25 protein-coding genes and 1 other RNA gene are annotated in these 24,647 nt (G+C 45.8%); 11 read left to right on the top strand and 15 right to left on the bottom strand.

What is annotated here, in order from left to right:
• The 4 genes from HXW94_RS14540 to HXW94_RS14555 form a co-directional block, all read left to right on the top strand.
• Positions 1 to 2,070: CHAT domain-containing protein (locus HXW94_RS14540; protein ID WP_178367625.1), on the top strand; the 2,070-nt coding region annotated here is incomplete at its 5' end.
• A 400-nt stretch (positions 2,071 to 2,470) separates the two neighbouring features.
• The gene (locus HXW94_RS14545) at positions 2,471 to 2,989 is read left to right on the top strand and encodes a hypothetical protein (RefSeq protein ID WP_178367626.1); all 519 of its coding nucleotides are present in this window, start codon (positions 2,471 to 2,473) and stop codon (positions 2,987 to 2,989) included.
• A 52-nt stretch (positions 2,990 to 3,041) separates the two neighbouring features.
• A complete protein-coding gene (lysS, locus tag HXW94_RS14550; RefSeq protein ID WP_178367627.1) occupies positions 3,042 to 4,547 on the top strand; it encodes a lysine--tRNA ligase in 1,506 nt (501 codons plus the stop codon).
• 222 nt (positions 4,548 to 4,769) lie between these two features.
• Complete coding sequence (locus tag HXW94_RS14555; protein WP_178367628.1) at positions 4,770 to 5,417, top strand: amidohydrolase family protein; 648 nt, start codon at positions 4,770 to 4,772, stop codon at positions 5,415 to 5,417.
• Between the two features lie 709 nt (positions 5,418 to 6,126).
• Here HXW94_RS14555 and HXW94_RS14560 read toward each other — a convergent pair.
• The 3 genes from HXW94_RS14560 to HXW94_RS14570 all read right to left on the bottom strand — a co-directional run bounded on the left by HXW94_RS14560 (position 6,127) and on the right by HXW94_RS14570 (position 8,699).
• Entirely contained in the window at positions 6,127 to 6,849 is a 723-nt protein-coding gene (locus HXW94_RS14560; protein ID WP_178367629.1) for a S1 family peptidase, read from the bottom strand.
• Positions 6,850 to 6,935: 86 nt separating this feature from the next.
• Entirely contained in the window at positions 6,936 to 7,700 is a 765-nt protein-coding gene (locus HXW94_RS14565; protein ID WP_178367630.1) for a hypothetical protein, read from the bottom strand.
• Between the two features lie 120 nt (positions 7,701 to 7,820).
• Positions 7,821 to 8,699, bottom strand: a complete 879-nt coding sequence (locus HXW94_RS14570) for a hypothetical protein (RefSeq protein ID WP_178367631.1) — start codon at positions 8,697 to 8,699, stop codon at positions 7,821 to 7,823.
• Positions 8,700 to 8,763: 64 nt separating this feature from the next.
• Between HXW94_RS14570 and HXW94_RS14575 the strand changes: the two genes are divergently transcribed.
• Positions 8,764 to 8,976: a hypothetical protein gene (locus HXW94_RS14575; RefSeq protein WP_178367632.1), complete on the top strand. Its 213-nt coding sequence runs from the start codon at positions 8,764 to 8,766 to the stop codon at positions 8,974 to 8,976.
• 79 nt (positions 8,977 to 9,055) lie between these two features.
• Here the strand turns inward: HXW94_RS14575 and HXW94_RS14580 are convergent, their stop codons facing one another.
• Both HXW94_RS14580 and HXW94_RS14585 read right to left on the bottom strand, forming a co-directional pair.
• Positions 9,056 to 9,373, bottom strand: a complete 318-nt coding sequence (locus HXW94_RS14580) for a hypothetical protein (protein ID WP_178367633.1) — start codon at positions 9,371 to 9,373, stop codon at positions 9,056 to 9,058.
• Between the two features lie 88 nt (positions 9,374 to 9,461).
• Entirely contained in the window at positions 9,462 to 9,818 is a 357-nt protein-coding gene (locus HXW94_RS14585) for a hypothetical protein (protein WP_178367634.1), read from the bottom strand.
• 551 nt (positions 9,819 to 10,369) lie between these two features.
• On the opposite strand from HXW94_RS14585, the gene dcd reads away from it, so the two are divergent.
• The gene (gene dcd, locus HXW94_RS14590) at positions 10,370 to 10,981 is read left to right on the top strand and encodes a dCTP deaminase (RefSeq protein ID WP_178367635.1); all 612 of its coding nucleotides are present in this window, start codon (positions 10,370 to 10,372) and stop codon (positions 10,979 to 10,981) included.
• Positions 10,978 to 11,298 (top strand): hypothetical protein, encoded by a 321-nt coding sequence (locus HXW94_RS14595; protein ID WP_178367636.1) that lies wholly within the window; start codon positions 10,978 to 10,980, stop codon positions 11,296 to 11,298. The genes dcd and HXW94_RS14595 overlap by 4 nt, the downstream gene beginning before the upstream one ends.
• A 195-nt stretch (positions 11,299 to 11,493) precedes the next feature.
• Here HXW94_RS14595 and nadA read toward each other — a convergent pair whose 3' ends face one another.
• The 6 genes from nadA to ffs all read right to left on the bottom strand — a co-directional run bounded on the left by nadA (position 11,494) and on the right by ffs (position 17,882).
• A complete protein-coding gene (gene nadA / locus HXW94_RS14600) occupies positions 11,494 to 12,408 on the bottom strand; it encodes a quinolinate synthase NadA (protein WP_178367637.1) in 915 nt (304 codons plus the stop codon).
• On the bottom strand, positions 12,405 to 13,079 hold the full coding sequence (locus tag HXW94_RS14605; protein WP_178367638.1) for a LolA family protein: 675 nt from the start codon (positions 13,077 to 13,079) through the stop codon (positions 12,405 to 12,407). Before HXW94_RS14605 ends, nadA begins: the two co-directional genes overlap by 4 nt.
• A 12-nt stretch (positions 13,080 to 13,091) precedes the next feature.
• Complete coding sequence (locus HXW94_RS14610) at positions 13,092 to 14,681, bottom strand: class I adenylate-forming enzyme family protein (protein WP_178367639.1); 1,590 nt, start codon at positions 14,679 to 14,681, stop codon at positions 13,092 to 13,094.
• A 378-nt stretch (positions 14,682 to 15,059) separates the two neighbouring features.
• On the bottom strand, positions 15,060 to 16,982 hold the full coding sequence (gene dnaK, locus HXW94_RS14615; protein ID WP_178367640.1) for a molecular chaperone DnaK: 1,923 nt from the start codon (positions 16,980 to 16,982) through the stop codon (positions 15,060 to 15,062).
• Between the two features lie 22 nt (positions 16,983 to 17,004).
• A complete protein-coding gene (gene grpE, locus HXW94_RS14620) occupies positions 17,005 to 17,610 on the bottom strand; it encodes a nucleotide exchange factor GrpE (protein ID WP_178367641.1) in 606 nt (201 codons plus the stop codon).
• A 175-nt stretch (positions 17,611 to 17,785) separates the two neighbouring features.
• An RNA gene (ffs, locus tag HXW94_RS20405) (signal recognition particle sRNA small type) lies at positions 17,786 to 17,882 on the bottom strand.
• Between the two features lie 188 nt (positions 17,883 to 18,070).
• On the opposite strand from ffs, the gene HXW94_RS14630 reads away from it, so the two are divergent.
• From HXW94_RS14630 to HXW94_RS14640, 3 genes are read left to right on the top strand one after another with little or no spacing between them, the layout of a single operon-like run.
• Complete coding sequence (locus HXW94_RS14630) at positions 18,071 to 18,379, top strand: STAS domain-containing protein (protein ID WP_178367642.1); 309 nt, start codon at positions 18,071 to 18,073, stop codon at positions 18,377 to 18,379.
• On the top strand, positions 18,376 to 18,795 hold the full coding sequence (locus tag HXW94_RS14635) for a hypothetical protein (RefSeq protein WP_246294067.1): 420 nt from the start codon (positions 18,376 to 18,378) through the stop codon (positions 18,793 to 18,795). Before HXW94_RS14630 ends, HXW94_RS14635 begins: the two co-directional genes overlap by 4 nt.
• Before the next feature lie 42 nt (positions 18,796 to 18,837).
• Positions 18,838 to 20,763, top strand: coding sequence for an oxidoreductase (locus HXW94_RS14640; protein ID WP_178367643.1), 1,926 nt, complete (start codon positions 18,838 to 18,840; stop codon positions 20,761 to 20,763).
• 7 nt (positions 20,764 to 20,770) lie between these two features.
• Here HXW94_RS14640 and HXW94_RS14645 read toward each other — a convergent pair whose 3' ends face one another.
• Entirely contained in the window at positions 20,771 to 22,009 is a 1,239-nt protein-coding gene (locus HXW94_RS14645; RefSeq protein ID WP_178367644.1) for a cation diffusion facilitator family transporter, read from the bottom strand.
• Positions 22,010 to 22,271: 262 nt separating this feature from the next.
• Complete coding sequence (locus tag HXW94_RS20410) at positions 22,272 to 22,340, bottom strand: arsenate reductase/protein-tyrosine-phosphatase family protein (protein WP_178367648.1); 69 nt, start codon at positions 22,338 to 22,340, stop codon at positions 22,272 to 22,274.
• A 154-nt stretch (positions 22,341 to 22,494) separates the two neighbouring features.
• On the opposite strand from HXW94_RS20410, the gene HXW94_RS14660 reads away from it, so the two are divergent.
• Positions 22,495 to 23,547 carry a permease gene (locus tag HXW94_RS14660; protein ID WP_178367645.1) on the top strand — a complete coding sequence of 351 codons (1,053 nt, stop codon included), beginning with the start codon at positions 22,495 to 22,497 and terminating at the stop codon, positions 23,545 to 23,547.
• Between the two features lie 13 nt (positions 23,548 to 23,560).
• On the opposite strand, the gene HXW94_RS14665 is transcribed toward HXW94_RS14660, so the two are convergent.
• Together HXW94_RS14665 and HXW94_RS14670 are read right to left on the bottom strand one after the other, a co-directional pair.
• Positions 23,561 to 23,773 (bottom strand): hypothetical protein, encoded by a 213-nt coding sequence (locus HXW94_RS14665; protein WP_178367646.1) that lies wholly within the window; start codon positions 23,771 to 23,773, stop codon positions 23,561 to 23,563.
• 549 nt (positions 23,774 to 24,322) lie between these two features.
• Complete coding sequence (locus tag HXW94_RS14670) at positions 24,323 to 24,517, bottom strand: diguanylate cyclase domain-containing protein (protein ID WP_246294073.1); 195 nt, start codon at positions 24,515 to 24,517, stop codon at positions 24,323 to 24,325.
• Positions 24,518 to 24,647: the final 130 nt, after the last annotated feature.

Raw genomic sequence — 24,647 nt, forward strand, 5'->3', positions numbered from 1 at the left:
GCCTTGGAAATCCGGACAAGGAAGCGGGCGCCCATGGACTGGGCCATGACCCAGTACGCCCTGGGCAACCTGTATGGAAAGCGCATCCATGGCGAGCCCCGGGACAACCAGGAAAAAGCCCTGGCATGTTACACCGCCGCCTTGGAAATCCGGACAAGGAAGCGGGCGCCCATGGACTGGGCCATGACCCAGTACGCCCTGGGCAACCTGTATGGAAAGCGCATCCATGGCGAGCCCCGGGACAACCAGGAAAAAGCCCTGGCATTTTATACCGCCGCCTTGGAAATCCGGACAAGGGAGCGGGCGCCCATGGACTGGGCCATGACTCAGTATGCCTTGGGCGCCCTCTATAATAAGTTGAGCTTCGGAGACCCTGAGGACAACAGGGAACAGATGCTTATATGTTTTAATAATACGCTTAATTTACTCCATGAACGGATGCAGACCCTGGATCCTGAAGGGTCCAAGGCCATGTGGAGAGAATATAAGCGTTATTTCCATTCAGTCATAAGAACCCTTTTAATCCACAGGCTGTATAAAGACGCATTATACTGGATAGAAGCCCTGAAAACCGCAAGAATGCTTGTGGACATAGACCTGTCGTCCATTCCCGCCCCTGAAGGCGAGGCAGGGGAGAAAGCAGCTGATTACTGGGAAGTATGCCGGCAGATCAGGACTGTCCGGGCAGAAATCGAGTACCATCAGAAAGCAGGCAGCCCTGACATGTCGCCGGACCAAGGGGACTTGAAAAGCGCCCGTCAGATGGATCCGTCCTATATTGCATCTCGTCAAAAAGAGCTGGAGCGGCTGGTTATGAATTTAAAGGAGCTTGACCGCCGGAAAAAATGTCTGTTAAAGGAATTGAAGAAACTATCCCCGGACTATGCGGCCCGGATTCAGCCGGAGATCAAACGATTTGAGGATCTGACAGCCCTTATTACAGGCCCACAAAAAGCAGCCGTCTCTTTTTTTGTGAATGGCGTATCAATCCATGCGTTGACCGTTTATATGGAAAACTCAGGGGAATTGAATATAGATTACCGGCAGTACGAGATAAACCAGAAATTCAAGGATTCGTTCAGGGAATATTATACGGCACTAGACCGGTTAGATGACAAGAAATCAGACCTGTTCGAGATAAATGAACGGTTGATTAATTTATTATCCTTGACAAGGACGCTTTTTGACAGCCTGTTTAATCTTTTCAAAAAAAAGGAGATAAAACAGATTTACCTGTCTCCCCATGATATTTTAGAGGCGATACCTCTCCATGCCCCCGCTGTCTGGAAAGAAGACAATCCGACAATAAAACTTTTAAATTTCAGTTACCTCCCCTCGTTATCGCTGGGCGTGCAGCGGAGCAGGGTGACTCACCCGGATAAACGAGGGCACAACCATGCTATATTTTTTAGCCCTGACGACCAGAAGCTATCGGCGGGCGAGAAGGAGTTTGAGAAACTGAAAAAAATATACGCTCAAGAGAACATTTCTCTGCTGCCAAGGGAAGAAAAAAATGCCACCCTGGAAAACTGGGCAGAGGATTTAAAAACAATAGAACCGGAGAATATATTTATTTCCTGCCATGGACGAACGGATGACAACGGGTTTTATCTGCGTCTGCATGACGGACTGCTTCACCATAAGGAGCTGATTTCCAGCCTTGAAATCAAAGATTGTCATGTTGTTGCCAGCGCTTGCCAGACCGGAACCAGCCTTGCCTGGAGACAAAAAAAGGACGACTATTATGCCCTGGATCATGTATTTATGCTGATGGGTGCCAGAAGCTGTATCAGCAGCTTTTATTCCATCCCGGACAAGCAGACTTCCGAGATAACCCTAAAAATGCATAAAAACATCCACGACAGCGACAAATTCGCTCCTTTTACCGCGTTTAATACCGGCCTTCACGATTATCTTAAACAGAAATATATGGTCCCTGTTCAGATCCATAAATCCAAAGGTCCCATAGGCTCGGGACGAAGCCGGTCTGAACAGAAAGAAACAGTTAAACTTCCGTCAGACAGTCCGATCTACTGGGCGTTCCTCAAATTCAGCGGCTTGTTTGATTAACCAATTCAACTGACGACAGGGAAGGTTATTTAAGATCTTCCCTGTTTTTCATTTTCCAAACTTAATCTATCCTATCCTGATTCCCAGGCATTGCCGCCGGTTGATAACATTGGTCTTTTTCAACGGATTGGCAGCTGTTTTTCAAAAGTAAGGGGGGCTGAATTTATGTCCGATTCTGATTATCCGCCCTTGGTAGGAAAAAAAGTTCAAAGATGAAAATCTGCCTCAGCTAAATTGATGTTTTCCGTAAAAATAGGCAAGCTCATTCAAAAAACCAATAATTATACGACTTTTTTGGGGATGTCTCAATTCTGCCTCAGCTAAATTTTGGGGTACCCCAATAAAGTGTAATAAGAATGATCAAGGCCTAAAAAAAACTAACTTAAGAGAGGAGTCTACCATGAAAAATAAACCGAAAAGGACCAAAGATGATCAGGAAGTTCATAAATGTAAAAAAAACATTCTTGGTGAAATAGAGTTTGCCGGCAAAGATGATTGGACAGAACGTGTTACCGTTACTGAAAAAAACTTATTTGGTTTGGATAATGTTTTAATCTTTGATGATAAACACAATAGTAATTGTTTTCCCCAAATCAACCCTGGCGAAATCTGTGTTGTTGAAGAAGGCGTTTCAAACGCAATCTCTCCGTATGTCGTTATGTGTGGTGGTATCGTTTTAAAATTTAGCTGTGTAAGCAGCGAAATATTTTCAGAACTGCCATGGACTGTTATCAAACGATATATGACGGGTGCGATCCATGAAATTAATCCGAGAATGTTTGTGTTTACCTCTAAATCGTTTAAAAATCTTGTTCCGAAAAAAAAACGGTCGTTGATCCCAGAAACCGACTCCCTCATCTTATTTCCAGCGAATTCGAATTCAATTTTAAAATGCAAAACCAACCAGAGATATTCTTAATTTTGATAATAAGATTAAGTGCTTAAGAATACTTATGAATAGGAGAATGACCATGGACATGAAAAAATTTGGTTTTAATGACGTTATGTTAAGAAAAAGACAGGATCTTATTGACAATGGCGTAAATCCTTACCCCTACAGTTTCCCAAATATACAGAAGATTGATGAAATATTATCTGTTTTTGAGACGATAGATGACGAAGAACTTACCGAAAACAAAGTCGTTACTACTGGCAGAATAATTGCACGAAGAAAAATGGGTAAATCGGTTTTCATGGATCTTAAAGATCAGACCGGCAAAATTCAGCTTTATTTGCAAGAGTCATCTTTAGAAGAAGAATGGAAAACGATTATGTTGACAGATATTGGGGACATTATTGGCGTCAAAGGCAAGCTCTTCATAAGTAAGAAAGGTGAACCCAGTATCCATGTATCCTGCTTTGAGATACTCAGTAAGGCAGTTGTTTCCATACCATTTGGAAAAGAAACAAAAGAAGCTACTTATTACCGTTCTTCGGATCCTGAGACCAGATACCGCGAGCGGTACATCAGTTGGTTGATTGATGATCAGGATTTTGAACGTATGAAAAGTCGATCCCTGATCATTTCTGCGATTCGTAATCATATGGAAAGACTTGGGTTTCTTGAAGTTACAACGCCCACTGTTGAGTTTGTCTACGGCGGTGCGGAAGCCAGACCGTTTGAAACCTCTGTCTGGGCCCTCGGCAGCAAAAAAGTATTTCTCAGGATTTCACCTGAGCTTTCTTTGAAAAAATATATCGTGGCAGGTTTTGATAAAGTTTTCACTATCTGTCAAAATTTTAGGAACGAAGGTATTGATATTTCACACAATCCTGAATTTTCAATGATGGAGTGGTACGAGAGTTTCACAGACTATAAAAAACAAATGGAGCGTTTCGAAAACTTGGTTTCGGATATTTGTGTGCAGATTACCGGGTCCACAAAAATCAACTACCAAGGAGAGGATATTGATTTTACCACCCCATGGCGACGGATGACTGTATTGGATGCGATTGAAGAGTTTGCTTCCATTCATGCACAAAAAATGAGCATTGAGGAGATCAAATTAGAGCTTGATAAGCATGGTATTGAGTACGATGATGACATTTCTTGGGGCGTTGGCGTGGTAGAATTGTTTGAAAATCTGTGTGAAAACAAATTGATCCAGCCAATCTTTATTATTGATCACCCCAAAGAAATTTCCCCTCTAACTAAAATCAAACGTGGTGATACAAGGCTTGTGGAAAGGTTCGAACCATACGTTTACGGGATGGAGTTAGGCAATGCTTATTCTGAATTAACTGACCCTGTGGATCAGGTTCAAAGATTTGTAGAACAGCGTGAAAAAGGGAAGGGGGGGCAGGAATATGATGATCATCCGCTTGATGCTGATTTTATTAAAGCCATTGGTTGCGGGATGCCGCCTACAGGAGGAGTTGGAATCGGCGTTGATCGTTTAATAATGCTTTTGACTGATTCTCGCAGTATTCGTGAAATTATTCCATTTCCAATGATCAAGCCCATTCAAAACAATTAGTCCTTTTTATGGTCAATGTCATAAAGTTAGCGGAAGCATTGCATTAATGATAAGTCTTGCCCTTAACTTTATGACATTACGCCCAATCCCACACCATTAACAGCATCGGATTTACTGAATTTATTTATTTTGAGATCAAACTTATGATCTGTCCGAAGCATTGTAATTGTAATCAAAGAAAGCAGTGAAAGAAGGTGAATTTATGAGAAAGCTGTTCAACAAATGGTTGCCGCTGCTCAAAATTTTCTGGCAAAGCGAAGCGGCCCTAAGGAAGAATGGCTCCTTGGCCAAGGCTGGAACCAGGACAAGCTTGTAGAAAAACGATACCCTTTAAAGGCGGACCTATACGCAATTTCAATGGAAACCCCGATTCTATTCACCCGTGTCTGCAGACATATCAGTGTCTGTAATACGACAGCCTTAGAACGCGTAGATCTGTCTAAAGCCGGTCATTTGAAAAAATATATAGATATGGAATCTGGACTTTTTCAAGAGGACGCCCTCAATCTCCTTTATAACACTGTGCCGTCATCTGATATACCGGCGATCAAAAGCATGCTGGTGGATGCGGCGACAGATCTGGTTGCTGCCGGCGTGACTTCCGTCCAGTCCGACGACCTTTGCTGTATGCCGGATCAGGACTACAAAAAAGTGCTGCAAGCATATCAAGAACTGCACAGGGAACAAGCACTTCCGGTAAGAGTCTATCAACAATGTCTGTTTTTTGAGGCCCAAACCTTTAAATCTTTTGTCGAGGACGGTTACCGTACAGGACAAGGAGATGATTTTTTTAAGATCGGCCCTTTGAAACTGCTGTTGGACGGTTCCTTGGGGCGGAACATATTACCGAGGATCAGACAGTCAAGTTGATCGGGAAGGTGGGGAAGTGACGTCCAAGCGACCCACTGCAGGGAAGGTGAAGCAGGACATAACGTTTATACGGGAGAGCGCTATGGGAGATACTCCGAGATCACAAACCATATCAACAGAATGTCGTATAATTGCGAAATAAGCCACTCACAACAGACGGTGAGCGCAGATATCACAGGGCTATTCGATATAGTCCACAATATCTGACAGCTGAGGGACAGCAAAGTTATGTGCCAAACGGGGGAACTTGTTTGGTTTCCAGCTTTGTCAAAAGAGCTGGAACCGAGGAACCGTATGCGGGAATTCCGCACGTACGGATCTGCGGGGGAGGCGTTGAGTAATCAATGCCTCTACCCAGACTTTTTGGGGAATGATTCCCAAAAAATAGGGCGCTTGCTCCAAAAAGTGTAAACTGGGAAATGAAGGGTGCCGTATGATGAAGGCAAAAAGTGGGGCGGGGCAAATTCGGGATACATGGATCGAACATCCCCCCCCCCTCATTTTTTGCCATCATATTTGAAAACGTTTTTCCAGCAATTCTCAGTGAATTTCAGAGCCCTTGTAAGAAATGAGACCGAAATAACTTAACCTGGGAGCGCAGGCGTTCCGCCTGCATCGTTACTGCGGACGGGACGCCCGCGCTCCCGGATATAGAAAGATGGGCAAGTTATTTAAGACCTATTCCTAAACGTTTTCTTGAGCCCGTCTCCTAATGTTTTTCGTTCTTCTGTGTATGGGTCTGACCCAAAACAGACAGTTTCGCATTCATGTGTTGTTTCGGGTCAACCCTGGCTGCCACGGTTTCGTTGGTTACGGCAGATATCATATCCATTGCCCGTGCAACGGGGATCACATAAGTGAATCCCGTTGTACGGGTATCTGTGCTTTTGCCGGAAACAATGCCGACCAGATCTCCATGCTGATTAAATACCCCAGCCCCTGAAAAGCCGGGGGTAGTCACGGCGTTTGAAACCAGTGCATAGCCGATGGGGTCTATATCAAGGTAACCCGAAACGATACCGTGACTCATGAGTCCGATATTTTGAATAGGCTGACCAAAGGTATATAAAATATCTCCAATGGATGTTTGTGTTTCGGCCTTTTTCAAACGCGCATGGACCGGTGGAGGGGCACCCCGATCCCAGGGGATAGAAATCAGTGACAGGTCAGCATCAGGGACCATGATTTCGACTCGGGCAGTAATACTTTTTTTCATCCCGGGTTCACCGGACCAGGGCTTGACTTCTATAAACCGCGCTTCGTGAACCATATGATAGGCTGTTAATAAGTATAGTTTCTGATTGCGGTAAAACACAGCGACCCCCATACCCTGTCCTATTCTGATTTTATTATCAGACATCTTTGCCGTTGTAAGAAAATAGGAGGCCCTCTGCCCGCCGGCTCTGAAGTTCGTTCCAGTTTGGGATTCCATAATCTCCCATCCTTGAGCAGATGTACACCCGGTTATTGCCATTGCTCCCCAAATGAACACCAATGCAGTTTGAAAGGATTTTATCATTATGGATTCTCCTCAATCTCTATACGAACACACGCTTTCCTAAACTCCAGGCCTCTCTCTTTCAATGTCCTTACAGAGTATGAGTCTGACACACGTAAGTGAGACGGTAACAGACCCAGAACAAGGGTTTGAAGAGAGTAGGCCCGTAAAAAAGCGAGCTTCGCGTTATCTATTTGCTCATAAGGCTTTAATTGGAACCCATGGGGTTTGCCGTTAAGAGTGCTTTTTTCTGCCGGCACATCAATGGAGCCATACTCCCCACGATATCGGATTGGACGTATGATACGATCCCCATCAGCCGTCCCTGAGGCCATGGATATGATCCTATAATGCTGGGACATACCGGAGTCGTCAAGCTTTTCCACTACCTTTTGCACGACTTCGGCAACCAGGGCCGCATATTTCACACTTGTCCGACCACTGTGCGATTTAGTGAGGAGAGCATTGTACTCTCCTGAAGGAAAGAACCCGGTTGGCGTCATCCACACTAGATCAATGCTAAGAATATGTCCCATTCTCTTATAAGTTGCATCAAACACGATATCATCATTTTCATACTCCCGGCTAAAAACCATTTTAATCTCCTGAACCGTGGCCTGGGCGATGAACTCGCCTTTGGAGAGGTCTTTTTTCATTTTGCTTTCGTAATAAGACGATGGCTGTCCCGTATAAGGATTTGTGTCATCAGTCATAAGATCCAGTGATGATACGCATCCGTTAACCAGCACCATACCAAAAATAACAATCCAAGCACCATTCTTCATGTTTTATCCTCCTTTTAAATACTTACAACATCAAAATCCCCCTCTGGGGGAAAACTTGAATAAAGTATAAACTTCGTTATGTTCAAAGAATCTGTTCTGACCGGCAGAGCCAAGTTTTTTTCAAATTACGCCGGTACCCAGCCATTTTTTTGATGGCTCTGTTCTGATCTCCAATTCAAATGTCTTGGCATGGGGGACAATGTAATGGGCCGGAAGGCAGATAGTGCAGGGGCCTTTTTTTAAATCTTGAGCTGGAAAGGAACTAAACAACGCCGGCCCAATGGGAATGTCAAGCCCTTCATTCGATGCAAACTGACGCCAGTAGAAACCAATCCGGCCATTTAGCGAAGATTGCTTTCCTGGAAGCGGTTTGACCTGCGCGCATATGCCATCCTTTGTTTTTTTTAGCTTTATAGACAAGGCTTTTTGATCCATATCATTTGAATACGATGGAATATTGGAGTTATCCTGGGAAGGGCCGCACATACGAAAACTTCGACCAAGGAGCAACGTCGAAAGATCCCGAAGAACGGCTGCGGTTAAGTAATCAGACAGGTATTCCAAGCCGCCTTGAAGGTTGGGTGTCCGGATAAATGATGCATTGCCTTGGGTTATGAACTCGTCTTTAATCATGTAAAAAAGGGAGCCGCCCTGCTCAATACCGTAAATACGGACCTTTAAAGAATGAGTCACCATCACATGCCTGGAAACAGCCTGGAGAGCTTTCAGCTCCATGCAGATGTCGTAGGCTACCACTTTTCCGTGGATACCGGCATTGATCAGTTCCGTATCCGTGATGATTTTTTTGGTGGCCGTTGCTAAAAAGAGGGAGCCGTCGATAATGAAGTCGGGTTGTATCATTTCAGCAAGTATGTACTTGCTTGAAGCATCACTGTATACAAAATTTGGTAGATTATTGACGACCCCGGATGTCCCTACATCGGTATGCCCTTCGTATACCTCGAAAACCGATTTAATCCGTTTGAAAGAATTGTTCACAAAAGGCTTCATTATAGCAGGAAGTGTCACCCCATCACCCAATGTCCTGCCGAAAGTGTTAGGAATGTTAGAAAGCACCACCTTGAACATCTTTTTTTCCGATGAGAGCTGGGCTGATAAGCAGTCCAGCCATTTAGTCGCCCTGGTCATTGAGCCGTATACCTCCGAACGCATTGCCGGGGGCATCGCATTTTCTGGCAGCACCGGCATAGTGGTACAGGAGACAGACATCAGAACGGTGACTGTTAAAATTCCGTATATAAGGAAACGGATATAATATTTCATTTTTGATTTCCCCCCTGTTATTTTAAGCCTCCGGCTGAGTGAAAATAGTCAGCCGGAGGCAGAAGTGATTATTAGATGCCCTCAAGGGCTACCGTCTGATACGCGATACCTGATGAGGTGGTTTGCGTCGCCTTCATGGTCCCTTTATTAATATAGCGGTTGGAACTGGAGTCATATTCAATGTAGACACCGGATGATTTCACTGCTCTTAACGCGAGTGTCTGAGACGCAGTTCCGCCGCTTGTGTTCTGCCTGGCCTCCATCTGCCCTTGATTTATAAACGTGTCATTTCTTGATGTAATGTTCGACTTATATGTGACCCCCGCGTATACAGGCTGTCCCAGAAAACTCACTGCTACAATCGCCATAACTGTCAATTTTGCTTTCATTTCATTTTCCTTCCGTTTTTAAATTTAAATTGGTTTAACAACATTTCCTAAAATTGATTTTTTTCCTCCTTATATTGTTAATGGGTTTTTAATTGTAAGCCTCTATCTTGCCTCTGTTTTCAACAAGATTGCTCCTCGACTCAATCGACATTCTCCGGCCGGTATAATTCTGGTATCGAATCATATGTGCATCGCTCCGGCCAAGGATTCTGTTTCGATTGATAAAACGATTTCCATAAACCAGGATGCGGCCGCCATTTTCAGGGGTTGTAATCCTGACCATCGCAGCGCTCCGGTCCTGAATCAGGCTGTTATTGACAAAGGTTCTTCCGCGAACGACCGTTGTACCATTTTTGCCTTGCAACGTGACTGTCCCGGCATGGACATGTGTTATAAGCATCCCGAAAACAACGATCAGGCAATATACACATTTCAATTTCATCATTTCTCCTTTTAATGTTGCGGGAGGAATATCCCCCCTGTTAGTTGCATTTCTTTCGGACCTTGATCATCTTTATCAAATTTATTGGATACCCGCGATTTAGCTGAGGCAGATTTGCGCATAAATGCATGCTAAAGAGCCCCCTTTGAATTCAGCATCCAGATAGCTGTTCATTAATCGGTTTTGGATGTGCTTTATCAAAGAAGCTGATCACATCCGGCAACCAACAAGAAGAAATTATGAGAATCGGGAACCGAGAAGGAATAGATAAGATGTTCAAATACGAAATAAGGCAATACCGCAAAACTCACCCCAAAAAGGGTTGAATAAAGAAAGTTCTCATGGCAATAAATGTTTTGTCAAAACAAATACTCCCAAAGGAGAACATGCCATGAGAACACGCCGTGCATTATCCCCTCAAACATCGGAAATGTACATTCGGCCCATGATCAAAAAAGGTGAGTTTTGCGTTATTGCGAAAATTGCTTGCATTAGCCTATAATGGGATATATAAGCCCAAAACAAAGACCAACTTGCTAAAATAGGGGTATATTATGACTGCATTAAGTGATAATGACATCAAAAGGCTTTGGAATGAAGGGCATTTTGTTGTAGATCCTTTTCCAAGTAAGATAAACCCTGCTTCCATCGACCTGACACTAGGCAATAAACAATACCAATATAATTTTGAAAATTATATACTCGGATCTGAAATTGATTCAGAAAAAGATGTTGTACAAACAGAATTTTTAAGTCTCACGTTAGCACACGGAGACTCAGTATATATTGGAATAGCTGAAAAGCTTAGCATACCTTCCGATACTATGGGGTATGTTTTTCCGAGGAGCAGCATTACAAGGTTAGGCATTCAGATTATTCCGGTATTTATGAACCCTGGGTATACAGGGTATATGCCGCTTACAATTACTAATCACTCAGGCAAACCCGTAACAATAAAACCAGGTTTCAGGATTGCTCAATTAAGCCTGTTTTCACTAAATACCAAATCTGGGAACACATACGGCCGTAGAGAAGACGCAAAATATCAAAATGAAGAGGTTTCTCACTCGCAGCTTCATAAGGATGAGGAATTTCAGGCCGCTATTGATAGGGCCGTGCAACGTATGGCGCCTAACATCAGTAAATTAATAGATACGTCTAAATGAGCAAGGCTACTCGAAAAGATATAATAAAATCAATCGGCGCCGGTATTGAGTATGATATCCTCAAAGAGGGCCAAATCAAGCCTGAGAATTCACCTCAATTCAAGGCATTGGTAGAAGACAAAGCAACAGCCATGCTGGAAAAGTATGAGGGATCTCTGCGTCCGAGCTTCTGGTATGGTGTGCGGCAGAGTGTTACAGGTAATTTTATATGGCTCATAATACTGGCGCTGTTTGCTTTTATATTGGCAATATTCAGCCTGAATATATGGGATTTGATGATTGATTCCATAGCGATAAAACTCAAAACTATGCCATAATTATAGTCATGTTTTTCTGTAAAATTTTTTGTTTCTTTATTTAAGACCGTCTTTTTTTGTCCAGTTTTTATTCGTATGAAAGACGTGACTCAAGGAGCATATTGACATGAAAAATGGAATATGTACCCTGAGTCGCAACGAAGAATAAGAATAAACAGGCAAAGCAAAGTGTCGAATTTATTCTTGGCAGCAGGTCTATTTGATCGCAATCATTTTTTTAACCGCATCCATGGCTTTGATACGGATTGATTCTTCGACCACCACCCGTCCTGACATGTTTTCAAGACAATCCCAAATGTGCTGCAGTCGTGTTTTTTTCATGTCCGTGCATAACAGTTGATCTGATGCGGGAAAAAAGGTTTTTTCCGGGTGTGCCTTTGAAAGGGCGTGGAGCAAGCCTGTTTCCGTGCCTATGATAAATTGGTCAGCCGAACTTTCACCGGCAAACCGGATCATTCCCGATGTGGACTGGATGCTGTCGGCAAGCTCAAGCACATCAGGGGTACATTCCGGATGGGCCATAAACAGGGCTTTGGGGTGGGCGGCTTTCGATGCTTTGACCGTTTCAACACTTAAATCATTGTGAAAGGGGCAGTAGCCTTCCCATAAATGAACCTTTTTGTCGGTCTTGGCCGCCGCATATCGGGCCAGATTCCGGTCCGGTGTCATGAGCACTTCATCTGATTTTAAGGTGTTCAGCACCTTGACCACGTTGGCGGAGGTGCAGCAGATATCAGATACGGCTTTTACTGCCGCAGATGAGTTGACGTAGGTGATAACAGGGATGCCGCCAAGCTCTTTCTTGCGTTTGACTAACGCCTCGGGCGTCACCATATCCGCCATGGGGCACCCGGCCTCGGGATTGGGCATAAGCACTATTTTGTCCGGACACAGAATGGCTGCGGTTTCTGCCATAAAGCGCACCCCGCAGCAGACAATAATATCCGCATCCGTGGCTGCGGCCTTTATGCTCATTTCAAGGGAATCGCCGCACACATCCGCTACGTCCTGGATCTGGGCAGGCTGGTAATTATGGGCCAGGATGATGGCCTTTTTTGCTTTGGCCAGGTCCCGGATCTTCTGGTGGAGTGTAGAATTTTTAGTCGTCATCGGTCCATCTCTATAATTTCAGTCCCCGGTGGGGGGGTAAATTCAAATATCTGTTCGTCAAATGGAACGAACCGGATATTGGTAAATATGAATTTGGTGGTATCTCCGTAAATATTTTCGGTTTCCACCACAGGAATTTCATACCCTGGAAGAGTCACCATGATACGTACTTTTGCAAGTTCCGGCGTCTCCTTTTTCGGCGTCAGCACAAGTTGTGCAACATTTTCTCCCGATTTGTCCGGTTCAATGGTGAACGCTTCCCTGATTTTGCGGATATCTGCCAGAAATGCGCCACCGGAGCCGGATTGGAAGAACGGGGCAGCATCTCCGGTCATCACCTGGTTTTCTTCGGGACGGTAGATCCACAGGTCTGTTCCATTGGTGATGATTTCATGGTTGTCTGAACTTTGATATGCCCATTTCATCTTTCCCGGGTGGCTGAACCAGGCTTTGCCTTTGGCCGTTTCCGTCACATCCAGGGCAGTCAAACGGGAGGTCTGTTCAAAATCGGCACTGAAACTTTTTTGGGCGTATGTTGCTTCAATACCCGAGACGATTTTGGCGGTTTCATCATCAAGGGGCTGGGCTGCATTGCAGGGTAAGGTTATCACTACCATGATGGAGATAAGGAGCATTGCCCATGCGCTAAAAAGTCCGGCCATACGTGTCATTTTATCTCCCCTTTATTTGAGCAGAATTTCCATGGCTTTGCGTTTGTCTTCAGCATAAATCCTTCTCAGTTTGGGTTTTTCTATCTTGCCGGTGGGGTTTCTGGGCACATCGCCGAAAAATATTTTTTTCAGTTGCTTGTACCTGGGAAGCGTGCTCTGGAAATCAAGAATATCCTGTTCGCACATCATGGTATTGGGCTTAGGGCTGATAATGCCGGCAGGGATTTCCCCTAACCGTTCGTCAGGTACACCGATCACCGCAATGTCCCGGATTTTTTCATGTTTGAGAAAGAAATTTTCAATCTCCACAGGAAAAATATTTTCCCCGCCATAAATGATTACATCCTTTCTGCGGTCCACAAGCCAGATGAACCCGTCCTTGTCGGACCTGGCCATGTCCCCTGTAAACAACCATCCGTCTTTTATGGTCTTGGCCGTGGCTTCGGGATTTTTGTAATATTCTTTCATCATCCCGGGACCTTTGACAATCAGCTCGCCGGTTTCACCAAAGGGCAGTTGGTTGCCCTGTTTGTCCACAATCCGCGCTTGCCAGCCGTATCCGGGAATGCCGATGGGGCCGACCCTGTCTGCGTTTTCTACGCCTAAATGGACACATCCGGGACCTGAGGATTCGGTTAATCCGTAATTGGTGTCGTAATCCTGAGCAGGAAAATATTTGCGCCAGTTCCGGATCAGGCTCGGGGGGACGGGCTGGGCCCCGATGTGCATGAGGCGCCACTGGGAAAGGGTGTAGTCAGCGGGGTTGATCCGGCCATCCTCAATGGCAATGAGAATGTCATGGGCCCAGGGTACCAGCAGCCACACAATGGTACACTTTTCTTCGGATACGGCTTCAATGATCCATTCCGACTTGACCCCGTTGAGCAGGACGCATTTTCCCCCCACCAGAAAAGAGCCCATCCAGTGCATTTTCGCACCCGTGTGGTAAAGGGGCGGGATACACAGAAATACGTCATCATGGGTTTGGCTGTGGTGGTTGTTTTCCACCTCACAGGCATGCATCAATGCCCTGTGGGTGTGCAGAACCGCCTTGGGGGTGCCGGTGGTACCCGAGGTGAAATACAGGGCCGCATCGTCTTCAGGGCTGAGTTCTACATCCGGCGGTGTGAGTCCGTCTGCGTCGCGGATGAATGGGTTAAAAGAACAGGCCCAGTCCGGACAATCATTTTCCGGCCCGGTATATATCCACAATTTTACAAATTGGGATAAGTCCTGCCTGATTTCTTCGATCCGGTCCACAAACTCCGGGCCGAAAATAAAAACCTTGGCTTCTGCTGTTATGGTGCACAAACGGATTTTGTCTGATTCAAATCTGAAATTCAAGGGAACGATCCAGGCGCCGGTATATAATACCCCGAAATAAACGGGCAGCCACGCCAGGCAATTGGTCATCAGCTGAACCACTTTATCCCCCTTTTTAATGCCGCCGGCCTGCAGGGCATTGGCTGTCTGAACACTTTGGCGGTAAAAGTCGGACCAGGTGATCTGTGTGCGTCGGCCGGTGGCCGGGATTCGTTCAATTAACGCGGCTTTTTCCGGGTAAAGTGCGTTGTTCTGCCGGAGGATCTCGGTAATAATCATGTTTATAATCACGGAAGAGACGGAAAGCACTGAAAGTTAGTACGCAAAACCATCAATCCGTACGTTTGGGTGACTGCCGAAGTTGACGCCTTTTCTTCAAAAAACAAACTCATTTCCGTGTCCTTCCGTGCTTTCCGTGGTTTAATCCATGGCTGTTTTTTAAATGTTAAAAATCCTGCCAGGGTCAATATAGATCACGGCAGGATTATATTCAATATCGAATTCCCGTCCCCAATCAACCTAAACGGAAATCCGTGTTTGGGCGAAAAGTTGCCCAGATGCAAGGCGCAGAAAAATTTGCAACCGGATCATACTAAAGTATGTGAGGATTGCAAATTTTTCTGCAACGCCGCAGATGGGTGACTTTTCGTTCAAACACTATTTATCTTTTTTGACTTCTTCAAAGTCCGCATCCACCACATCATCATCGTCGTCATTGGCAGCACCGGCACCGGCATCAGCGCCGCCGGCCTGTCCGGCCTGGCTGTCTGCCTGTGCCTGCTGGTACATCACTTCGGCCAGTTTATGGGATGCCTGGGACAGGGCTTCGATTTTAGCCTTGATATCTTCAAGGTTGTCGGTGTCCTTGACCTGTTTCAGGGCCTCGGCAGCATCTTCAATGGATTTCCTGGTGGCTTCATCCACTTTGTCCCCATGCTCTTTCAGGGTTTTTTCGGTCTGGTCCACCAAGCCCTCGGCCTGGTTTTTGGTATCCACCAGTTCACGTTTCTTCTTATCTTCGTCCGCGTGCATCTCAGCGTCTTTTACCATGCGCTGAATTTCATCTTCGCTTAAGCCGGACGCCGCCGTAATCTGGATGGACTGTTCCTTGCCTGTGGCCTTGTCTTTGGCGGATACGTGGACAATACCATTGGCATCAATATCAAAGGTTACTTCGATCTGGGGAACGCCCCTGGGTGCAGGGGGAATGTCGGACAGTTCAAACTGACCTAGCGTCTTGTTGTCTGCCGACATCTGGCGTTCGCCCTGGAGTACATGAATGGACACAGCGGGCTGGTTGTCGGCGGCCGTGGAGAATACCTGGCTCTTTTTGGTTGGGATGGTGGTATTCTTTTCAATCAACCGGGTCATAACACCGCCAAGGGTCTCAATGCCCAGGGAAAGCGGGGTGACATCCAGCAGGAGCACGTCGTTAACATCACCCTGAAGTACGCCGGCCTGGACGGCTGCACCCATGGCAACCACTTCGTCCGGGTTAACACCCTTATGGGGTTTTTTGCCGAATATTTTTTCAACACGTTCCTGAACAGCAGGCATACGGGTCATGCCGCCAACCAGAACCACCTCATCTACATCGCCGGGTTTTAAATGTGCTTCTTTCAGCGCGGTGGTACAGGGGATTTCCAGTTTGTCCAAAAGGTCGGCCACAAGGGACTCGAGTTTCGCTCTGGTCAGTTTTATGTCCAGATGCTTGGGCCCGGATGCGTCCGCTGTAATAAAGGGCAGGTTGATCGTGGTTTCCGTGGATGTTGATAGCTCCATTTTTGCCTTTTCAGCAGCCTCTTTAAGCCGCTGTAGAGCCATTTTATCGCTACGCAGGTCAATGCCCTGGTCTTTTTTAAACTCATTTGCCAGATGGTCAATGATCCGCAGATCAAAGTCTTCACCGCCCAGGTGCGTATCACCGTGGGTGGATTTTACTTCAAAAACCCCGTCACCGATTTCAAGCACAGAGACGTCAAATGTACCGCCGCCAAGGTCGAAAACCGCGATTTTTTCCTCACCTTTTTTATCCAGACCATAAGCCAGAGATGCGGCTGTGGGTTCATTGATAATCCGTTTAACTTCTAAGCCTGCGATTTTACCGGCATCCTTGGTGGCCTGGCGCTGGCTGTCGTTAAAATAGGCCGGAACCGTAATAACGGCTTCGGTCACGGCTTCCCCAAGGTAATCCTCGGCAGTTTTCTTAATATTGGCAAGAATAAACGAGGAAACTTCGGCAGGGCTGTATTGCTTGCCCCTGATGTTGATCCGGGTGTCGCCGTTGGCGGCGGCCTCTATTATATATGGAAGTATGGGAATGTCATTCTGGACTTCCGTTGAGTTGAATTTCCTGCCAATGAGCCGTTTAACACCGAAAATTGTATTTTCAGGGTTTGTTACGGCCTGGCGCTTGGCAGTCTGGCCGACAATGCGCTCTCCGTTCTCGGTGACCGCCACGATGGACGGTGTTGTCCTGCCGCCTTCAGCATTGGTAATAATCTTTGCCTCTCCACCGGTTTCCATGACCGCGACACATGAATTGGTTGTGCCAAGATCAATTCCAATAATTTTACCCATAACAATTCCTTTCTATATATATTTAATTTTCATTAGTTGTTTTTGAGTCTGAATTCTCAACTTTTTTTGAGACAACCACCATGGCCGGCCTAATCAGTCTGTCATGAAATATATATCCTTTTTGCAGGACATTGATGACGGTATTATCCGGCACATCATTATTTTGTGCGTGGGTGACGGCCTGATGAAAGTTGGGATCAAAGGGCTGATTTTCGGCCTCAACGACCTTGACGCTGAAGGATTCAAACAGCTTAAGGATCTCTTTGTGCGTCAGTTTTACACCTTCAAGCAGGCTGGTTTCCTCTACTGCATCGGTGGCCGACTCAATGGCCCGCTCAAGATTATCCACTACAGAAAGAAGCTGTTTGAAAATGGTTTCATTGGCAAATTTCTTGAATTCATCAATTTCTCTTTGCTTTCGTTTTTTGAAATTTTCAAATTCTGCAGATAATCTAAGCACTTTTTCTTTTTGCGCATTTAACTGCTCTTCAACCCCTTTTTGATCATCCGTTTCTTCCAGGTTGTTTCCCTCATCGGAATTTTTTTGCTCGTCTGTCTCAGGAGTTTTCGGGGAATCGTTTTTATTCTCTTTCCCGTCAGCGTTGTTTTTATTCTCTTTGAGTACCAATGTGTTTGCTCCAAAATCCCTTATATTTAAATGGTTAAGAATTAATAATAAATTAATAATAATGATAAATTATGGCTGAAAAATAAGTCTGTTTGAAAACATGTCAAGATATAAAAGGGATATAAAGGGGGGTAAAAAATAAAACCCGACTGAACAAGTCGGGCGGATAATTGCGTGACCGGGATCAATCCACGACACAGAAGGTATCACTTATCGCTGCTTCCTTCCGGACCTGACGAGGTTCATGGCCCTCTGTTACGAGGCGACCGATCAGAATTATCCGCCCGACTTGCTCAGCCGGGAAGTTTTACTATATACGTGCTTTTTAATTTAAATTCAAGTAAAAAATGAATGTGAATGTTTTCATGGTGCTTAAATTTGAAAATAATTTTTGGATTTGAACAAAAATGGGTTTTAAGTTAATGTACAATTTTATATGTTACTGTAAAAGGAGAAAAAAATGAATGAAATAATCGCTGTTAAGGATCAGACAATCGTTAAGCCCGGTGGAGATGTGGTTGCGTCCATGGCTGATGCGTTTAAAGGGGAACTGCTTTCCGCCGTTAATTCCTCCCAGGGGACCTTGGTTATTGATCTTGATGGTGTGGGAATGGTGGATTCCGTTGGTATTGGTGTGATTATTGCTGCCTATAACTCCCTGAGCCAGTCCAATCGCCAGTTAAAGGTTATTAATGTTGCACAGGATATTTACGATCTGTTTTCAACCATGCGGCTGAACCGCCGTTTTACTGTGGAAGCGGCGGCTTGAAGCGGCGGCTTAATAAATTTAAATTCTTTTTGAGTGTAAATAGCCCAATGCGTTTTTTTTTGATTTCTTTTCTGGTTTTTTTTATGGCTGCATTGCCGGCCTGTAAACCTGAAGATGACAATTACGCCGGCGTCGGCAAGCTCATTGTTGATAGAAATAAAATGCGTTACCGGTTGGCCGAAGAAACAGAAAACAATAAAGAGAAAACAGGATCATCGAATCAAAAATTTGATGCCGTATCCAAAGATAAAGATGGTTTTGAGCGGGGTACGCGTAAAACAGAATTATCAACGATTGTATTATATGAGCGAAAAATTGTTATCGTTGACTCCTCTTCCGGAACCCCCCTTGGCCAAGGGGTTGCTTATATAAACCAAAAAGGCGAAATTATAAAAATTAAATTAGCCGACCAATAAGGCCCATGATCAATAAGTTGATCAATTATCAGGAGTATGCTTATGCTGTCAGATCTTTTCAGTCCTATCCGGATTCAACATATGGAAGTGAAGAATCGGTTGCTCATGTCGGCCATGAGTATTAATTTCGGTGTGGATGAAAATTGTCATGTTACGGATCAGCTTACAGAATATTTTGCCGCCCGGGCCAGAGGCGGTGTCGGCATGATGCTTGTGGGCGGTGGCGGGGTTCACCCCAGCGGCCAGGAGTTACCTGATCTGCCCCAGATGTATGCGGATTCATGTATTCCGGCCCTGAAAAAAATGGTTAACCGGATTAAGGCATATGATGTCTGTTTCGGGGTTCAACTTATGCACGGGGGACGTCAATCTTATCTGCCGGAAAAAGTGGCACCTTCTGCGATTCCGGCACCTGCCGTGGTTAAAGGCGAGGTTCGTGCCTTGGAAACAGCGGAGATCAAAACGCTTGCGGATTGTTTTGGACAGGCGGCCCGGCGGTGCCGGGAGGCCGGGTTTGATTTCATAGAACTGCACGGGGCCCATGGATACCTGATCAACCAGTTCCTGGCACCCAATTCCAATATCCGCACCGATGAATACGGCGGCAGTTTTGAGAATCGTACCCGGTTTCTATTTGAGGTGATTGCGGCGGTAAAGAGTATTGCAGGTGCGGACTATCCCGTGGGTATCCGCATTAATGGTAATGATTACATTGAAAACGGCTGGGAACTTAAAGATACCCTGCGCCTTGCCCCGCTCTTAGAACAGGCCGGGGCGGCGTATATTCATGTGTCCGGTGGTGTTTACGGCTCCACAGAGTTGACGATTCCGTCCATGTATACCCCCCAGGGATGTTTTATTCATATGGCCGAGGCGGTTAAACAGGTCGTCAATGTGCCTGTGATCACCGTCGGGCGGATCAAGGACCCGGCCATGGCCAATGCCGCCATCAGGGATGGAAAAGCGGATATGGTGGCATTGGGGCGTTCCATTATTGCAGATCCGGAATATCCGAATAAGGCCAAATCCGGAAATGCCGCCCTTATCCGGCCCTGTCTGGGCTGCTGTCTGGGGTGTATTCATGCCGTGCTGGCCAAGGAACCGGGGTCCTGTGTGGTCAATCCCGATGTGGGCCGGGAGTTTAAACCGGCCGAAGAAAAGGTCCCGGCAAAAAGCCAAAAAGTTCTTGTAGCCGGGGCCGGGCCTTCCGGGCTTGCCGCCGCAAGAATGTTTGCCCAAAGAGGGCATCAGGTGAAAATAGTAGAAAAAGGGTCCGGCCAGGGCGGGCTTCTGGCCCTGGCGGCCACAGCACCCGGCCGGGGGGAGCTGGGCGATATTTTACGCTTTTTTAAAAACGAGCTTGAACGTCTTGGTGTGGCCGTGGATTACAATACCCCCTTGTCTTCCGACGTTCTGGCCTCCTTTGACCCTGATCATGTGATCCTGGCCACGGGTTCCATGCCGGATATGCCCGTGATTAAAGGACTGTTTAAAACCAAGATGACGCTTCTCACCAGTGTGGATGTATTCACCGATGCCCAGGCTGCCGGCGACAGGGTGATTGTACTCGGCGGCGGATTCACCGGGCTGATCACGGCCCATAAACTGGGTGACCAGGGAAAAGCGGTGGTGGTCCTGAACCGCAAAAAAAGTTTTGCCGAAGAGATGTCCTCCAATGATCGGTATTACCTGCGGGAGCGCCTGAAGGCCTGCGGCGTCATGTTATATAAGAAGGTGGCAGTTAAATCCTTTAGCGATGCCGGCGTAAGCTTTACATCCAATGGAGAGCCCGTAACCCTTGAGGGGTTTGATACGGTTGTCATTTCGGAAAAACATCAGCCGGTCAGGGATGCCGGAGACTTGGAAAAACAAAGCCGGGCAAAATTCCATATGATCGGAGATGCCAAAACCCCCAGACATTTAATGTTTTGCGTTGCTGAGGCCGAAGAAGCGGGCCGCTCCATATAACAACATATCATTCTATCCCGTTATCACTGTTTTCCGGAATCATTATTTCCCGCACCGCACCACTCAGGTGTTTGGATGAAATCCGGATTATTTTTATCCCTGCGCTGGACAGTACATATCCCGGACCTTTGTGGGAAACATCCTCTTTTATTGCCACATGGGTGATTTTTTGATCAACCAGCCATTCCGCCACACGGATTCCCTTTGCCGTTGAAACGGTGCAATGGGGATTTTCCATGATTTTTTTTGCATCAATGGTATGCTTATCTATGTGACGGTGGAGTCGTGCAAAATAAGGGGCTTCCCCGAAATGAAGGCTGATCTGCCCGCTTTTATCCGACAGGGGCAACGCCAGAATATCATGGGTTCGAACTTTTGGTTCATAATGAATGGTTATATTTTCGATATTCGGAATCCGGGTTAAAATTCGGTGTTCGATGGCTTCACTGATCTTGTGCGCCGCTTCAAGATCGTTGACATTCAAGGTGATGTCAGCTTGGATAAACCGATAGCGGCCGGCATTGCGTCCGATCAGGGATTTGATTTCATCTACAGCAGGTTCTTGACTGATCAGGCTGCGTATTTTGTTCAGGGTGGGAAAATCAATAGATGCATCCAGAAGGACCCGCATGCCGTCCGACAAAAGTTCCCCTCCGGTTTTTGCAATAAAAAGAAGCATCAATGCTGCGCCAATCCGGTCAATGGAGATTCCCATAACGTCGGTCTGCAGATCAAAATAGCTGATCATGACAGATACCAGGACCACAATGGATGACAGGACATCCACCTGGCGATGGCGGCCTTCAGCAATCAGGACCGGAGAGCGGGTCTTTTTTCCGACGTGGAGGGCATATTGTCCAAATCCGAATATTGCAAGGCTGCTGCCGGCCAAAAGGTAAATGGAAATCGGCGTAATTTGCACAAGGCGGTCGCTGGAAAAGAAGATCTGTTTAACGATTTCATATCCGGCAATAAAAATAAAAAGGGCAATGGTGACGGACGCTACATTTTCAAGTTTGTAAAGCCCAAGAGGAAAGGAACGGGTTTTGCGGGTAGATAGCTTGACGCCACCATAAATGACCAGGGATGCCACGGCATCTGTTCCGGAATCAATGGCGCCGGCTGTAATGGCTAAACTACCGGTAACGATAGCAAGATACACCTTTAAAAGCGTTAAAACCAGGTTCAGCAAAAAGGCCAGGCCTGCAATTTTGAATATTTGATGCGTCTCTGTGGTGTTGTCCATGAGGGGGTTCTTAAGCTCACAAGGTCTCAACAGTTTGTTAACCGATTTAGTACCTTTATGGTACCATTAATCTTGCGCAAAAGCCAAAGTTAAAAAACAGTGCCGCAAATCATAGAGAATCCTGCTGCCCTATACCAGCCCCGGGACAGCCCCCCCCCATACGAGAACCATGGCAGTGCAGGGCGCAATCCCCAGAAGAATGCATCCGGCGAAATGGCTTCGTCAAAAGGGAATCCGGCGCATTTTTGGCCCATGGTCGGAATTAAATGCGCCACGTCCAGCCTTCGGCCATCCGGCTCCGGCATGAATTCCCTGTGCAGAGGAATAATATTTTATTAACGTCGGGTGCTGCAGCATTGTTTTTATTTCAACGCTTGACAATGACTTGGCGAATCGATATATTCAGTTTTAACGATTTATAGTTGTAAAAAGAGGGCGTCATACAAACTGTAACGCGTGTAACATAGAACATAAAAGGTTTTAAAATGAATAAAAATACTGCTCAAAAAACTAAAAATTCAGAATTGGTGTTAAATCTTTTCAAGGGGTCAGCAGGCGTTGTCCTGTGGTGGCTGATTTATAATCAACTGCCCGGATTGTCCCAATGGCTGACCTATGACCTGCTGTCTATCAGTCATGGCTCCCACCTGGGGGCTTCCATAGAGTTCTTTCTTTATGATACCCCTAAAGTTATGATGCTGCTCTTCCTGGTTGTTTTTGGCGTGGGTATTATCAGAAGTTTTTTTACCCCTGAAAAAACCCGGGCATTTTTGTCCGGCAAAAGTGAATTTACAGGCAATGTTCTGGCCGCGCTGCTGGGCATTGTGACGCCGTTCTGTTCCTGTTCTGCAGTTCCCTTGTTTATCGGTTTTGTAACCGCAGGGGTGCCGCTTGGGGTGACCTTCTCCTTTCTTATTGCCGCCCCCATGGTCAATGAAATCGCCCTGGGTCTTTTATATGGGCTCCTGGGGTGGAAAGTTGCCGCCATTTATCTGGGAACGGGTCTTTTTATTGCCATCGGGGCCGGGTGGGTTATTGGACGGCTCAAACTTGAAAATCATATTGAAGACTGGGTAACCCAGGCTGATTTGGCCGATGTCAAGGTGGAAGAAGAAAAACTGACCTGGAATGAACGGATTATATACGGATGGGATGCCGTGAAAGAGATCATCGGCAAAGTCTGGATCTATGTTATTCTGGGTATCGCTGTCGGTGCAGGCATCCATGGGTTTGTCCCTGAAGGGGTCATGGCCGCCATCATGGGCAAGGGCGCCTGGTGGTCTGTGCCTGTCTCCGTCCTGGTCGGTGTCCCCATGTATGCCAATGCCGCAGGCGTTATCCCTGTAGTTGAGGCGCTCCTGGGCAAGGGGGCGGCACTTGGCTCTGTCCTTGCCTTCATGATGAGTGTCATTGCCCTGTCCCTGCCTGAAATAGTTATCCTGCGAAAAGTGCTTAAACCCAGACTGATCGCTGTATTTATCGGCGTTGTGGCCTGCGGTATCCTTTTGGTGGGGTATTTGTTTAACATGATTCTTTAAGTCCGGAACAAGGCTATTCCATCGGCCATTGGGCCTTCTTTGTTTCGGTGAAAAAGAAAAACCGGTCCTTTGTCAGTTCCTTTTTTGTTATCGGGCATCGGATCGTAACTTTTAACTTTGTAACGTCCACCACCTCCCAGTCACCTTGAAGCGGAGAATCTTCGAGCCGGATTTTCTGTCCTTTTTTTAGTGGATATGGTTTAAAAAAGGCTACTTTATGTTCCATTTGAGACATCCTGTGTTGGTTTTACATGTTCTTATAGTTCCGGTCATATGACTTGATACCGTTTTTTAGGCATAACATATTGATTTATTTGTTTTAAGTTCCAAGTTTTGGTATCAAGTCATTTGACCGGAACTATAGTCTAAGATCATTCATTCGGAATTGGCAAGGATTAATATCACCTTTTTGAGGATCATCCCCAAGTGTGCGGTTGAAGGTAGCATCCGATACCTTTATGCAGCCTGATGAACATTGTCGGTGGTATGGTCATCATACTCGGGGATGATCCCGGAGCAAATTCTTCATAGAACGAGCAGGACAACTCTCATTTCGGCCAAATAACCTATACACCGGTATTTGAATGGTTTCCCCAGAGCTTAACGATGGTTTGGTTAAGTCGATAGGAGGGACCAAAAACTGAGCTTTAACAAAAGTATCGAACGCTCTTTGAATTGAGGCTATGGGCCAACAATTATAGACATATTGAGGGGTCGTCATTTCCTATAAAAAAGCAAATTTTTTGTGATTGGCAACAGCTATTTGAATTGAGATTTAGCAATTATGTTGTATTTGATTCCTTCCACTTTTTTTGGCTTTATAAAGGAGCTCATCTGCCATTTTAATTAACTGGTCATGTGAGTTGCCGATTTTTGGAAACATCATCGCAAGTCCGGCACTTACTGTAACGGTAGGCTGGGTTGGAGCTTTTTCGTTTGGAAATTTGAGTTTATCGATTTCATCATGCAATAAACTCCCCATTCGCTCATTTTAAATCTGAAAAAATTAATTTCGCATGGAGGGCTTGCAATAGTTAAAATTCATCATACTTTTGTGGAAAATTCGACTGTAGCTTCTTTTATTATTATCTTAACTTAAA

Source organism: Desulfobacter latus (genome assembly GCF_013389365.1).
GTDB classification, from domain to species: domain Bacteria; phylum Desulfobacterota; class Desulfobacteria; order Desulfobacterales; family Desulfobacteraceae; genus Desulfobacter; species Desulfobacter latus.

What these genes read in the sequence shown, in the direction of transcription:
- HXW94_RS14545 (WP_178367626.1), top strand. Translation starts at nt 2,471, where the DNA reads ATGAAAAATAAACCGAAAAGGACCAAAGATGATCAGGAAGTTCATAAA.
- lysS (WP_178367627.1), top strand. Translation starts at nt 3,042, where the DNA reads ATGGACATGAAAAAATTTGGTTTTAATGACGTTATGTTAAGAAAAAGA.
- HXW94_RS14555 (WP_178367628.1), top strand. Translation starts at nt 4,770, where the DNA reads ATGGTTGCCGCTGCTCAAAATTTTCTGGCAAAGCGAAGCGGCCCTAAG.
- HXW94_RS14560 (WP_178367629.1), bottom strand. Translation starts at nt 6,849, where the DNA reads ATGGAATCCCAAACTGGAACGAACTTCAGAGCCGGCGGGCAGAGGGCC.
- HXW94_RS14565 (WP_178367630.1), bottom strand. Translation starts at nt 7,700, where the DNA reads ATGAAGAATGGTGCTTGGATTGTTATTTTTGGTATGGTGCTGGTTAAC.
- HXW94_RS14575 (WP_178367632.1), top strand. Translation starts at nt 8,764, where the DNA reads ATGTTAGAAAGCACCACCTTGAACATCTTTTTTTCCGATGAGAGCTGG.
- HXW94_RS14580 (WP_178367633.1), bottom strand. Translation starts at nt 9,373, where the DNA reads ATGAAAGCAAAATTGACAGTTATGGCGATTGTAGCAGTGAGTTTTCTG.
- HXW94_RS14585 (WP_178367634.1), bottom strand. Translation starts at nt 9,818, where the DNA reads ATGATGAAATTGAAATGTGTATATTGCCTGATCGTTGTTTTCGGGATG.
- dcd (WP_178367635.1), top strand. Translation starts at nt 10,370, where the DNA reads ATGACTGCATTAAGTGATAATGACATCAAAAGGCTTTGGAATGAAGGG.
- HXW94_RS14595 (WP_178367636.1), top strand. Translation starts at nt 10,978, where the DNA reads ATGAGCAAGGCTACTCGAAAAGATATAATAAAATCAATCGGCGCCGGT.
- nadA (WP_178367637.1), bottom strand. Translation starts at nt 12,408, where the DNA reads ATGACGACTAAAAATTCTACACTCCACCAGAAGATCCGGGACCTGGCC.
- HXW94_RS14605 (WP_178367638.1), bottom strand. Translation starts at nt 13,079, where the DNA reads ATGACACGTATGGCCGGACTTTTTAGCGCATGGGCAATGCTCCTTATC.
- HXW94_RS14610 (WP_178367639.1), bottom strand. Translation starts at nt 14,681, where the DNA reads ATGATTATTACCGAGATCCTCCGGCAGAACAACGCACTTTACCCGGAA.
- dnaK (WP_178367640.1), bottom strand. Translation starts at nt 16,982, where the DNA reads ATGGGTAAAATTATTGGAATTGATCTTGGCACAACCAATTCATGTGTC.
- HXW94_RS14630 (WP_178367642.1), top strand. Translation starts at nt 18,071, where the DNA reads ATGAATGAAATAATCGCTGTTAAGGATCAGACAATCGTTAAGCCCGGT.
- HXW94_RS14640 (WP_178367643.1), top strand. Translation starts at nt 18,838, where the DNA reads ATGCTGTCAGATCTTTTCAGTCCTATCCGGATTCAACATATGGAAGTG.
- HXW94_RS14645 (WP_178367644.1), bottom strand. Translation starts at nt 22,009, where the DNA reads ATGGACAACACCACAGAGACGCATCAAATATTCAAAATTGCAGGCCTG.
- HXW94_RS14660 (WP_178367645.1), top strand. Translation starts at nt 22,495, where the DNA reads ATGAATAAAAATACTGCTCAAAAAACTAAAAATTCAGAATTGGTGTTA.
- HXW94_RS14665 (WP_178367646.1), bottom strand. Translation starts at nt 23,773, where the DNA reads ATGGAACATAAAGTAGCCTTTTTTAAACCATATCCACTAAAAAAAGGA.